Source organism: Xanthomonas sp. NCPPB 2933 (assembly GCF_056725225.1).
Map to the genome: position 1 here is coordinate 1,254,034 of NZ_CM161518.1, position 12,169 is coordinate 1,266,202.

General features: G+C 65.5%; 9 protein-coding genes. 6 read left to right on the plus strand and 3 right to left on the minus strand.

What is annotated here, in order from left to right:
* Window positions 1–155: 155 nt before the first annotated feature.
* From AC1PLU_RS05255 to AC1PLU_RS05280, 6 genes are all read left to right on the plus strand, one after another.
* Window positions 156–2,915 (plus strand): DUF2339 domain-containing protein, encoded by a 2,760-nt coding sequence (locus AC1PLU_RS05255; RefSeq protein ID WP_481107896.1) that lies wholly within the window; start codon window positions 156–158, stop codon window positions 2,913–2,915.
* Complete coding sequence (locus AC1PLU_RS05260) at window positions 2,912–4,270, plus strand: DUF3999 domain-containing protein (RefSeq protein ID WP_481107897.1); 1,359 nt, start codon at window positions 2,912–2,914, stop codon at window positions 4,268–4,270. The genes AC1PLU_RS05255 and AC1PLU_RS05260 overlap by 4 nt, the downstream gene beginning before the upstream one ends.
* Before the next feature lie 314 nt (window positions 4,271–4,584).
* Entirely contained in the window at window positions 4,585–5,760 is a 1,176-nt protein-coding gene (locus AC1PLU_RS05265) for a phosphoglycerate kinase (protein ID WP_023904966.1), read from the plus strand.
* A complete protein-coding gene (locus tag AC1PLU_RS05270) occupies window positions 5,757–6,410 on the plus strand; it encodes an HAD family hydrolase (RefSeq protein WP_481107898.1) in 654 nt (217 codons plus the stop codon). The genes AC1PLU_RS05265 and AC1PLU_RS05270 overlap by 4 nt, the downstream gene beginning before the upstream one ends.
* 208 nt (window positions 6,411–6,618) lie before the next feature.
* The gene (pyk, locus tag AC1PLU_RS05275) at window positions 6,619–8,085 is read left to right on the plus strand and encodes a pyruvate kinase (RefSeq protein WP_043889404.1); all 1,467 of its coding nucleotides are present in this window, start codon (window positions 6,619–6,621) and stop codon (window positions 8,083–8,085) included.
* Window positions 8,086–8,447: 362 nt separating this feature from the next.
* Window positions 8,448–9,452 carry a class I fructose-bisphosphate aldolase gene (locus AC1PLU_RS05280; protein WP_006451416.1) on the plus strand — a complete coding sequence of 335 codons (1,005 nt, stop codon included), beginning with the start codon at window positions 8,448–8,450 and terminating at the stop codon, window positions 9,450–9,452.
* Between the two features lie 249 nt (window positions 9,453–9,701).
* Here the strand turns inward: AC1PLU_RS05280 and AC1PLU_RS05285 are convergent, their stop codons facing one another.
* The 3 genes from AC1PLU_RS05285 to cysK form a co-directional block, all read right to left on the minus strand.
* Window positions 9,702–10,241, minus strand: coding sequence for an O-acetyl-ADP-ribose deacetylase (locus tag AC1PLU_RS05285; RefSeq protein WP_115040845.1), 540 nt, complete (start codon window positions 10,239–10,241; stop codon window positions 9,702–9,704).
* Between the two features lie 208 nt (window positions 10,242–10,449).
* Window positions 10,450–10,956, minus strand: coding sequence for a methyltransferase family protein (locus AC1PLU_RS05290; RefSeq protein WP_481107899.1), 507 nt, complete (start codon window positions 10,954–10,956; stop codon window positions 10,450–10,452).
* 251 nt (window positions 10,957–11,207) lie between these two features.
* Window positions 11,208–12,167 carry a cysteine synthase A gene (gene cysK, locus AC1PLU_RS05295; protein WP_023904961.1) on the minus strand — a complete coding sequence of 320 codons (960 nt, stop codon included), beginning with the start codon at window positions 12,165–12,167 and terminating at the stop codon, window positions 11,208–11,210.
* Window positions 12,168–12,169 lie beyond the last annotated feature (2 nt).

Below are 12,169 nucleotides of genomic sequence, written 5' to 3' on the forward strand. Positions count from 1 at the left end.
GCGCTTGCGTACGTGCAGCCATTGCGTCCCGGAGCCGCTGACGTGATTGCGTCGCAGGGCTTTCCCCTCGGCTTGGCTGCCCAGACGCGTCCTGAGCCTGTATGGTTCGCGCATTCGGCCGGATGCCGACTCAGGGGGTTGCTGCGTTGGAAACGATGATCGGGCTGGTAGTGCTGTTTCTGCTTGCGTTGCCGGTGGGATTGGTGATCGCACTGGTGTGGATTGCCGGGTTGCGGCGACGCGTGGATTCACTGGAGCAGCGGCTTGCGCAGTGGCAGGCCAGTGGGGCAGGGGCCGCGGATGCGGCGGCGGTGCATACCCCAACGCCTTTCAGGGCGTGGGAGCCGCAGCAAGACGCATCCGAGGTCGGATTTGGCAAGCCCGACTCGCCTCGCGCAGCAGACCTGCAAGCTGCACCGGTGCCTGTCGTGACGATGCCGCCATCATTGCCGGCAGAAGCTCCAGCGTCTTCGGCAGCGCGTAGCGCTGCCGATGCGCCGACTTCGTCCACTGCGCCTGCGCAGGCTGAGCCACAGCCACAGCCACAGCAGCAACCGCAATACATCCCATCCGAACCCGGCCCGATCGCGCGCGCAGCCAGCGCAGTGAAGCGCTGGTTCACCGAAGGCAATGTGCCGGTCAAGGTCGGCATGCTGGTGTTGCTGGCCGGTGTGGCGTCGTTGTTGAAGTACGCCAGCGATCAGGGCTGGATGCGCATGCCGGTCGAGCTGCGGCTGGCCGGGATCAGCGTGCTGGCATTGGCTGGCCTGGTCTTCGGCTGGAAGCAGCGGCTGCAGCGCCCGGGCTTTGCATTGGCCTTGCAGGGCGGCGCCATCGGCGGGCTGTTGTTGACCGTGTTCGCGGCCTTCAAGTTGTATGGATTGCTGGGCGCTGGCCTGGCGATGGGCATCAGCGTGGTGCTGATTGCCGGCATGTGCGTGCTGGCGGTGGTGCAGGATTCGCGCACGCTGGCGGTACTCGGTGTATTGGCCGGCTTCCTCGCGCCGATCTGGCTATCCACCGGCAGCGGCAATCATGTTGCGCTGTTCTCGTATTACGCCGTGCTCAACGCCGGCATCGTGGCGATCGCCTGGACGCGTCCGTGGCGGGTGCTGAACCTGCTCGGATTCGCCTTCACCTTCGGCATCGGCACGCTGTGGGGCGCGCTGCAATACAGCCCGGCAAAATTCGCCAGTACCGAGCCGTTCCTGCTGCTGTTCTTCGCCATGTATGTGGCGATTCCGGTGCTGCATGCGCGCCGCGGCGATAGCAGTGCAGGCAAGGTCATCGACGGCAGCCTGTTGTTCGGCACACCGCTGGTGGCGTTCGCGTTGCAGGCGCGTCTGCTGGAAGGCGATCGGTTGCCGCTGGCGTTGTGCGCGCTGGCCGTGGCGGTGCTGTATGCAGGTCTGGCGAGCTGGCTGCTGCGGCGTGCCTCCACGCGCTTGCTGGGCGAAGCACACGCGATGCTGGCGGTGGGCTTTGCGACGCTGGCGGTGCCGTTGGCATTGTCGGCGCGTGCCACCGCCAGCGTGTTCGCGCTCGAAGGTGTGGGCTTGTTGTGGTTGGGCTTGCGGCAGCAGCGACGCATCTCGCAGTTCAGCGGTGTTGCGCTGCAGTTGCTTGCGGCGGTCGGCGTCGCCTTCGGCGTGGATGCGTGGCGTTACGACGTGATGGCCATTGCCAATGCCACCTGCATGAGCACCTTGCTGCTTGCGCTTGCCGGCTGGGCCAGTGCCTGGTTCCTGCGCGATGCAGGGCAGCCACGGCGTGCACTGGTTGCGTATCTGTGGGGGCTGGGCTGGTGGGCATTCTGCGGCGTGCACGAGATCTTCAGTTTTGCTGGCGATCTGCGCAGCGAACCGGATCTGCTGCTGGGCTTTACCGCGCTTACGCTGTGGATGGCGGCCGAAGTCCATCGTCGTCGCCCGGCAACGGCGTTGGTGTGGACGGTGATGTCCGGGCTGGCGCTGGCCGTGCCGCTGGCACTCTGGCAGAGCCATGCGCATACCCAGCCGTTCGCGCATTGGGGCGCGTTGGCGTGGTTGGGGTTTGCGTTGGCCGGTGCACGTGCGCTGTGGTGCTTGCGCATGCAACACGGTGCAGGCGCTGTGGCCGCGCAGTTCATCTGGTGGTTGCTGTGGCCGTTGGTGGTGTCGTTGGGCGCAGCCTGGTTGGCCGATGCATTCCTGCTTGCCAACGGCTGGCGCTGCGCCTTGCTCGCCGCGCCCTGGCTTGCCGTGGCGGCCGTGGGTCTGCTGCGTTGGCCGTGGCTGGCATGGCCGCAGGGGGAAAGCTTCGATCCTGCGCGCAATGCCTTGCTGAGCTGTGTGTTCGCCGTGCTGGGCATCGGCTGGTTGATCGTGTTGCTGGATCCGGTGAGCGCCGCGCCATTGCCGTGGCTGCCCGTGCTCAACCCGGCCGAGCTGGCGCAACTGGCCGTGCTGGCCTTGCTTGCGCGTTGGGCATGGTCCATGCGGGCGCCGTTGGCTTTGCAACGCTGGCGTGTGACGGCGCTGGGTGTGCTGGGCTGGGTGTTGATCACCGGCAGCACCTTGCACAGCGTGCATCACTGGGGTGGCGTGGCGTGGGATGGGTCCTTGATCAACGCCACCTTGTCGCAGACCAGCCTGACCATCGTGTGGAGCGTGCTGGGCGTGCTGGGCTGGGTGATCGGCTCGCGTCGCGGTCAACGCGGTCTGTGGCTGGGTGGGGCGTTGCTGATGGGTCTGGTATTGGCCAAGCTTGTCTTGGTGGATCGCCAGCATCTGGGCAATCTGCTCGGCATCGGCTCGTTCATGGCCTATGGCCTGTTGTGCACGGTGGTGGGCTATCTGGCACCGGCGCCGCCGCGCCAGGCGGCCGCTGAAGAACCTGCTGTCGCAGACGATGGCGTCGAAAAGGATCAGGCATGAAAGCGAGGCAATGGGGATGGCTGCTGCTGGTGCCGCTGATGGCGCAGGCGGCCGATGTGCGCCAGGACTATCGTCAGCAATGGCCGTTGCAGGTCGCCGGCTCGGATGCCGGCATGTATCAGCTGAGCTTGAACGATGCGCTCTATCGCAGCGCAGATGACGCAGCGCTGCGCGATGTCACGGTGATCGATGCGCGCGGCGAAGAGATGCCAACTGCATTACTCGCCGTGGACGCAGCGCCAGCTGTCGCACCACGCCGGCAGCGCTTGCCGTTGTTTGCGCTACCGGCGGGTGCGGCGCCTGCCAACGGCGATCTGCAGCTGATCGCCGAGCGCGATGCCAGTGGCGCGGTGCGCCGGCTGGAAGGCCGTTTTGCGACCGGCACATCGGTAGCTGCGGGCGCCGGCGGCATTTGGCTGATCGATGCCAGCGCATTGCGCGATCGTGTGCGCGCGCTGTGGCTGGATTGGGACGGCAACACGCCGGTGCAGGCCCAACTGCGCGTGGAAGGCAGCGACGATCTGCGCGACTGGCGCGTGCTCGCTTCCGACGCCACCGTGATGGCGCTGGACAATCAGGCCCAGCGCCTGCAGCAACGGCGCATCGCATTGGACGAGGGCGCTCGTTATCTGCGCATCGTGCCGGTGTCGGGCGAGTTGCCGGCCTTGCGTGTGGTCGATGCGGAGCTGGACGGCATCGCCGCGCCCACCCACTCGCAATGGCTGGAGTTGCCGGGCACTGCGCAGGACGCAGCCGTGGTGTACGTCCTGCCGGGGCGCTTCCCGATCACCCAGATCGATGTCGGCGGTGGTCAGGCCGAAGCGGTCGAATGGATCGTGGAAAGCCGCGATGCCGACGATGCGCCGTGGCAGCGCCGGGCCGGGCCGTGGTTGGCCTATCGCCTGGGCAATGGCGCGGCGGCCGCATCGCCGCCGCAAGTGCTGTCCGCTCCGGTGCGCGATCGTCAGTGGCGGCTGCTCGCCGCACAAGGGCGCAGCACCGCAGTGCCGACCCTGCGTGTGGGTTACCAGCCGGAGCGGGTGATGTTTCTCGCGCAGGGCCAGCCGCCATACGCAGTGGTTGCCGGCAGCGCGCGCGTGCAACGCGGTGAAGCGCCGCTGGCCTCGATGCTGCAGGCGCTACGTCGCGAACGCGGTGCGCAGTGGCAACCGGCCCAGGCTAGCGTCGCCGCGCAGGCACAGCCGCTGGCTGGCGATGCTGCATTGCAGCCGGCCACCACGCCGCGCGACTGGAAACGTTGGTTGCTCTGGGGCCTGCTGGTCGGCGGCGCCTTGCTGGTCGGCGGTTTCGCAGTGAGTCTGCTGCGTAGCTCGGCGGCCAATCGCAACGCCTGATAACGACGTGCGCCGCACTGCGGTTTGCCGCTGCGGCGCGAAGGTCCGACAATGGGCGTCCCCCGTCGCCAAGGCATCCGCATTGCCCGTCGTCTTCGACCGACCATCTTCCGCGTCGCCAGCCGTGTCGGCAGCGACATGCGTGACAGGCAATGTGCGATCCCCCGCGATCCGCACGCGGGCGCAACGACAGCGTGCAGCGGCTGCTTCAACGCGTCTGCAAATGCATGACATCCAGCGCCCCTGCGGCCTGCTTCCGCACGACCAATCTCCAATCCCCACTCCCGAATCCCCAGACCTAGCGAGCTGACTCCATGTCCATTGTCCGCATGACCGACCTCGATCTCTCCGGCAAGCGCGTGCTGATCCGCCAGGATCTCAACGTGCCGATCGACAACGGCCAGATCACCTCCGAACAGCGCATCACCGCCTCGGTGCCCACCATCAAGCTGGCGCTGGAAAAGGGCGCTGCAGTGATGGTGACTTCGCACCTGGGCCGCCCCAAGGAAGGCAGCTGGACCGAAGAAGATTCGCTGGCGCCGGTGGCCGCGCGCTTGAGCGCGCTGCTGGGCGTGGACGTGCCGCTGGTGCGTGACTGGATCGACGGGGTCGAGGTGGCGCCGGGCCAGGTGGTGCTGCTGGAAAACTGCCGCATGAATGTCGGCGAGGGCAAGGACGACGAGACCCTGTCGCGCAAGTACGCCGCGCTATGCGATGTGTTCGTCATGGACGCCTTCGGTACCGCCCATCGCGCGCAGGCCTCCACGCATGGGGTGATCCGTTTTGCCCCGGTGGCCGCTGGCGGCCCGTTGCTGATGGCCGAACTCGATGCGCTGGCCAAGGCGCTGGACAACCCGGCCAAGCCGCTGCTGGCGATCGTGGCCGGCAGCAAGGTCTCCACCAAGCTGGAGCTGCTGTCCAACCTGGTCAACAAGGTCGACCAGCTGATCGTCGGTGGTGGCATCGCCAACACCTTCATCGCCGCAGCCGGGCATGACGTGGGCAAGTCCTTGAACGAGCCGGACCTGATTCCCACCGCCAACCAGATCGTGGCCGATGCCAAGCTGCGCGGCGCGGAGATTCCGTTGCCCACCGATGTGGTGGTCGCCAAGCAGTTCCTGCCCGATGCGCAGGCCACCGTGAAGTCGCTCGATGCCGTGGAGGCCGACGATCTGATTCTGGATATCGGCCCGCAGACCGCCAAGCGCTACGCCGAGCTGATCGCCAGCGCCGGCACCGTGGTGTGGAACGGCCCGGTGGGCGTGTTCGAATTCGAGCCCTTCAGCCATGGCACCGAAACCCTGGCGCGTGCGATCGCCAGCTCCAGGGCATTTTCGATTGCCGGCGGTGGCGACACCCTGGCGGCCGTGGACAAGTACGACATCGCCAAGGACGTCACCTACATCTCCACCGGCGGCGGCGCGTTCCTGGAGTTCCTGGAAGGCAAGACCCTGCCGGCGGTGGCCGCACTCGAGGCGCGCGGTAAGTGAGTGCAGCCACGCTGTTCTTCGATCTGGACGGCACCCTGGTCGATTCGGAGCCGGGCATCGTCGGTAGCATCGTGCATGCCTTCGACGAGGTGGGCCAGCCGCGTCCGTCGCCGCAGACCCTGCGCGCCTGGATCGGCCCGCCGCTGCGCGACAGTTTCACGGAGTGCTTTCCGGATGATCCGGAGCTGGTGCAGCGCACCTTGGCCGCCTACCGCGCGCGCTACGACGCGGTGGGCTGGACCGAACTGAGCGTGTTCGACGGTATCGGTGAGGTCGTCATCGACCTGCAGCGCGCCGGCCATCGCCTGGCGGTCGTGACCTCGAAGAACGAGCGCTACGCGCGCCGCATCGTCGAGCATCTGCCCTTCGGTGCGTGCTTCGAGAACGTGATCGGCGCCAGCGAAGACGGCGAGCGCCGCTTCAAGCCGGACCTGATCGCCGAAGCGTTGCGCCGTTTGCAGATCGAAAAAACCGGCTGCGTGATGATCGGCGACCGCCGCATGGATATCGACGGCGCCACTCACCACGGTATCCACAGCATCGGCGTGTTGTGGGGCTTCGGCGACGAAGCCGAACTGCGCGCCGCCGGTGCCGGTGCAATCGCACACACCCCGGCCGAGTTGCGTGCATTGATCGACGCAAATCATTGACGCTTGCAAAGTCTGTTCTTCACCGCCGCCGCGTTAGGGTGGCAGCCCACAGTTTCAGCCCGCAGCGCGTCAGCGTGGTGCGGAAAGCGTACGTACTGTCCCGCACTGTCTTCAGGACATGCCGGAATGCGAGGGTGGCTATGCCGCAATGCCATCCTTGGTACGTGACGCGTGTGTTAAGTTTCGCGGCTTTTACAGGGAGGCCATCATGAAAGAACGTCAACGCCGCACCAAGATCCTCGCAACGCTCGGACCGGCCACGGATCCGCCCGGTGTGCTGGACGCTTTGTTCAAGGCGGGCGTCAACGTGGTGCGCCTCAATTTCAGCCACGGCGATCCGTCCGGCCAGGCCAAGCGTGCGGCCGAAGTCCGCGCCGCTGCGGTACGTGTCGGTGCCGAGGTCGGCATCCTGGCCGACCTGCCTGGCCCGAAGATCCGTGTCGAGCGCTTTGCCGAAGGCAAGATCAAGCTGACCACCGGCGCACGCTTCGACCTGGTGGCCGACCCCAATGCACCTGCGGGCGACCAGAATCAGGTCGGCGTCAGCTACCTGGGTCTGCCGCAGGACGTGGCCGCAGGCGATGTGCTGCTGCTCGACGATGGCCTAGTGCAGCTGCAGGTCACCGAAGTGCAGGGCCAGCGCATCGTCACCACCGTGCTCAACGATGGCGTGTTGTCCGATCGCAAGGGGTTGAACAAGCAGGGCGGTGGCTTGTCGCTGGGCGCGCTGACCGAGCGCGACAAGGAACTGATCGGCATCGTCGCCAAGATCGGTGTGGACTTCATCGCGGTGTCGTTCTGCCGTAATGCCGAAGACATGAACGATGCACGCCGCATCGCGCGTCAGCACGGTTGCGATGCCGCGCTGGTGTCCAAGATCGAGCGCACCGAAGCGATCGAGAACCTGGTCGAAATCGTCGAAGCCTCCGACGTGGTGATGGTGGCGCGCGGCGATCTGGGCGTGGAAATCGGCGATGCCGAATTGCCTGGCCTGCAGAAGAAGATCATCCGCGAGTCGCTGGCGCAGAACAAAGTGGTCATCACTGCCACGCAGATGCTGCAGTCGATGGTGGAGAGCCCGATCCCGACCCGCGCCGAAGTGCTCGACGTGGCCAATGCGGTCATCGACGGCACCGATGCGGTAATGCTCTCGGCCGAAACTGCGGCCGGTGCCTATCCGGTGCGTGCGGTGGAAGCGATGGCGCGCATCTGTCTGGGTGCCGAGCGCCAATTCGAATTCGACACCGACTTCGAAGCGGCGCAACGCAACCTGCAGCGCGCCGACCAGGCGATCGCGATGGCGACCATGTTCCTGTCCGAGCACATCGGTCTGGCCGGCGTGGTCGCGCTGACCGAGTCCGGCGGCACGCCGCGTTACCTGTCGCGCTTCCGTTCCAACATGCCGATCTACGCGTTCACCCGGCACGATGGCGCACGCCGCCACATGGCGATGATGCGCGGCGTGTTCCCGATCAGCTTCGACAGCCGCGGCCTGACCCCGCGCGAAGCCGCACGTGCGGCGATCCGTCTGCTGGTGGAGAACGAGCGCATGGGGCCTGGCGACCGCGTGGTCTTTACCAGCGGCGAGCATATGGAAACCCACGGCGCCACCAACACGCTGCGTCTGCTGGAAGTGGGCGAAGACGGCCGCGCCAGCGGACTGGGCGAGCTGTAGTCACGCCTGTTTGGTGATGACACAGCGCGCGTGCGAAACGCGCGCTGCGTGGTGATAGCGAGGACAAACACAACGGCGGCCTGTGGGTCGCCGTTGTGCTGTGTGGCATGTCCGGCTGAGGTTTGTTGCGGAACGTTTGCGCACGCAAGACGCCAGACAAGACCCATGCGCGCATCCGCCCGATGCGCGGCCACCGGCATCGTCGTCATGCGTGCACATCGCGATGCACATCGCGATGCGCGCCGCGCCACACATCCTGTCACGCAGGACACGTGTAATCGGTTGCAGACATTCCGTGAAGGAATGTCTGCGACTTTCGTCGCTATACTTTCGTTCTCCCCCGCAGCTGCCACAGGAACTACATGAGCATCGAACAGCTTGCCGAAACCGCCCAGGCCATGGTCGCCCCGGGCAAGGGCATCATTGCCATCGACGAATCGACCAGCACGATCGCCAAGCGTTTTGCCAGCGTCGGCATCGAGAACATCGAAGAAAACCGTCGCGCCTATCGCGAACTGCTGCTTACCACGCCCAAGCTGAGCGACTACATCTCCGGCGCCATCCTGTTCGACGAGACCATCCGTCAGAAGACCAAGGACGGCGTGCCGTTCGCCGAGTACATGACCGCCCACGGCATCATTCCGGGCATCAAGGTCGACAAGGGCGCGCAGCCGCTGGCCGGCATGCCGGGCGAGCTGGTCACCGAAGGCTTGGACGGTCTGCGTGCACGGCTTGAGGAGTACTACACACTGGGCGCGCGTTTCGCCAAGTGGCGTGCGGTCATCAACATCGGCGAAGACATTCCGTCCGGCACCTGCATCGAGGCCAATTCGCATGCGCTGGCGCGTTACGCCGCGCTGTGCCAGGAACAGGGCCTGGTGCCGATGGTCGAGCCGGAAGTGATCATGGACGGCAGCCACGACATCGAGACCTGTTACGAAGTCACCGAAGCCACGCTGCGTTCGCTGTTCGGCGCACTGTATGAGCAGAATGTCGTGCTCGAAGGCACCATCCTGAAGGCCTCGATGGTCATCTCCGGCAAGGGCTGCGAAGAGCAGGCCGGCATCGAAGAAGTGGCCGAGTCCACCGTGATGTGCCTGAAGTCGACCGTGCCGGCGATCCTGCCGGGCATCGTGTTCCTGTCCGGCGGCCAGAGCGACGAGCAGTCCACCGCGCACCTCAACGAGATGCACCAGCTCGGCAATCTGCCGTGGCCGCTGAGCTTCTCCTACGGCCGTGCGATGCAGCAGGCCGCACTGAAGCTGTGGGCCAAGGACATGACCGGCAACTTCGCCAAGGCGCAGCAGATCATCTATGAGCGCGCCAAGGAAAACGGTCTGGCCGCGCTGGGCAAGTGGAAGGGTTGATCGGTTGACGACGGCTTCAAGGCCATCGCATCGATAAGACGAAAAACGCCGGCAGCAATGCCGGCGTTTTTTGTTTGCCTCGATCAAGAGCGACAGCGCTAATCGGGCGCGATTTCGGGCCACACCGTCATACCGTACTGAAGTCGTTGAAAGACTGTCGGCGGCAGTGATGGCGTTGCACGTCAGTCGCCTTGTCAAAACGCAACGAGCGCCTCGCGGCGCTCGTCACTTCAATCTTTGCATCGCGCCTCAGGCGGCCGCAGTTTCCTGCGCGGCCAATGCCTGCTGATATGCCTTGAAGGTCGCCTCGTTGTAGGCCACCAGCACGATGTGCTTGGGCACCTTGTGCGAGCGCTGCCAGTCGCGTGTCTCGGTCACGGCGATGCGTGCGGCCTGATACAACGGGTATCCATAGATGCCGCAACTGATCGCCGGAAAGGCGATCGAATGCAGCATCATCTGCTCGGCAAGTTTCAATGACTGCCAGTAGCAATTGGCGAGTTGTTCCGGCTCGTTGTGCTTGCCGTCGCGCCACACCGGGCCGACGGTGTGAAACACATGGCGTGCCTTCAGATCGAAGCCGTCGGTGATGCGGATTTCGCCGGTCGGGCAGCGCACGCCCGGTCGCACTTGCGGCAACGCTTCGCAGGCTTCCAGCAAACGCGGGCCGGCTGCGCGATGGATGGCCCCATCCACGCCGCCACCGCCCAGCAATGATTCGTTGGCGGCGTTGACGATGACGTCCACGTCGAGTTCGGTGATGTCGCCTTGCCAGACTTCGATCTTCATAGCGCGATAGTTAAGGGATTTGCATGAGGAACGCGTGATGGGGCGCGCGTTGCGAAATGGGCACGCTATCGCCCATTCATCTCATCTGCTGCGACCGCCCGGCGCGCGTACGTCGATGCCGCGCGTCGATGGCATGCTGCGGCTGTGCGAACGTGCCAATGCGATCGATCGGGTCAATCGCAACGCAGATGTCACTGACAATCGAGAGCTACAGCCAGCGCCGCACGTGCGCGCAATAGGCGCTGTAATGGCGGCCGAATTCACTGCGCAGACGCGCTTCTTCGAACGGGATGACGTAGAGCTGCAAGGCCAGCCATGGCAGCGGCAACAACGCAACCGCCCACAGCAGACCCAGCTGCAGACATAGGCCGATGTAGCTCAGCACCAGCGCCAGATACATCGGGTTGCGGGTGAAGCGATACGGGCCGTCCAGCACCAGCCGCGACGGATGACCGCTGGGCATGATGGTGGTGCGCTGGCGCGCGAACAGGATGAAGCAGCTCACCGCCAGCGCCAGCCCGAGACCGGCGATGCCGCCGCCGGCCAGTTCGATCCACGCCAACGGGGTTGGCGCAGGTAATGGCAGATCCAACGCGCTTTGCAGCCAGGCACCCAGGCCCAGTGCCAGCGCAAAGTGAGCAGGCGAGGTGATCTTGACCAGCCATGGCGCCCGCGATGCGCGGGTGTCGCTGTGTCCGTACGGCCGGTTGTTCACCACGTTTCTCCCTGCATCACGGCCGCCATCCTAACGTTTCCTTGACATGGACGGGAGTGCACGGGTGCCGTAGTGCGAGCTGCTCCGCACACAGCGATCTACAAAGCTTGGCGATGTCCGAGGTATCTGCGGCACCATGCGATTGCATGACGCAATCGCATGCCGAGGAAGGCGAGGCCGATGACTGGATCGACCACAAACAAAAAGGCCGCGCTGTGGGCGCGGCCTTGCATGCAGATACAACGCGACGATCAAGGCAGACCGGCCAGCCAATCGTCGTCGGAGCCCTCGTTGATGTCGGCGAACAGCGGCGTGGAAAAATACCGCTCGCCGGTATCGGGCAGCATCGCCAGCACCACGGCGCCGGGCACCGCGCTTTCGGCTACGCGCAATGCAGTGGCGACAGTGGCGCCGCCGGAGATGCCGGTGAAGATGCCTTCCTCGGCGGCCAGGCGACGGGCCACAGTGATCGCATCGGTGTCTTCCACGCTCAGGACTTCATGCGCGACATCGCGATTGAGCACTTCCGGCACGAAGTCCGGGGTCCAGCCCTGGATCTTGTGCGGCTTCCAGTCCTGGCCCTGAAGCAATGCAGCGCCGGCCGGCTCGGTGGCGGTGATGCGCACTTCCGGGCGGGCCACGCGCAGCACTTCGCCTACACCAGTGAGTGTGCCGCCGGTGCCCCAGCCGGTGACGAAATGGTCCAGCCGGTGGCCGGCGAAATCGCGCAGGATTTCGGCGGCGGTGGTGTTGCGGTGATAGGCCGGATTGGCCGGGTTGGCGAACTGGCTGGCCAGAAACCAGCCGTGCTGCTCGGCCAGTTCCTTGGCCTTGCGCACCATGCCGCTGCCGCGCTCGGCGGCCGGGGTCAGGATCACCTTGGCGCCATACGCGCGCATCAATTTGCGGCGCTCGATGGAGAAGGTTTCCACCATGGTGGCGACGAACTTGTAGCCGCGTGCGGCGGCCACCATTGCCAGCGCCACGCCGGTATTGCCGGAGGTGGCTTCGACAATGGTGTCGCCGGGCTTGAGCAGGCCGCGCTGCTCGGCGTCCAGAACGATCGCCAGCGCCAGCCGGTCCTTGACCGAGCCGCCCGGATTGAACGCCTCGACCTTGACGTACAGGGTCACGTGCTCGGGCGCGAGGCGATGGAGCTTGACCACCGGGGTACGGCCGATGGTGTCGAGGATGTTGTCGTACAGGGCCATGG

What these genes read in the sequence shown, in the direction of transcription:
- AC1PLU_RS05255 (WP_481107896.1), top strand. Translation starts at nt 156, where the DNA reads ATGATCGGGCTGGTAGTGCTGTTTCTGCTTGCGTTGCCGGTGGGATTG.
- AC1PLU_RS05260 (WP_481107897.1), top strand. Translation starts at nt 2,912, where the DNA reads ATGAAAGCGAGGCAATGGGGATGGCTGCTGCTGGTGCCGCTGATGGCG.
- AC1PLU_RS05265 (WP_023904966.1), top strand. Translation starts at nt 4,585, where the DNA reads ATGTCCATTGTCCGCATGACCGACCTCGATCTCTCCGGCAAGCGCGTG.
- pyk (WP_043889404.1), top strand. Translation starts at nt 6,619, where the DNA reads ATGAAAGAACGTCAACGCCGCACCAAGATCCTCGCAACGCTCGGACCG.
- AC1PLU_RS05280 (WP_006451416.1), top strand. Translation starts at nt 8,448, where the DNA reads ATGAGCATCGAACAGCTTGCCGAAACCGCCCAGGCCATGGTCGCCCCG.
- AC1PLU_RS05285 (WP_115040845.1), bottom strand. Translation starts at nt 10,241, where the DNA reads ATGAAGATCGAAGTCTGGCAAGGCGACATCACCGAACTCGACGTGGAC.
- cysK (WP_023904961.1), bottom strand. Translation starts at nt 12,167, where the DNA reads ATGGCCCTGTACGACAACATCCTCGACACCATCGGCCGTACCCCGGTG.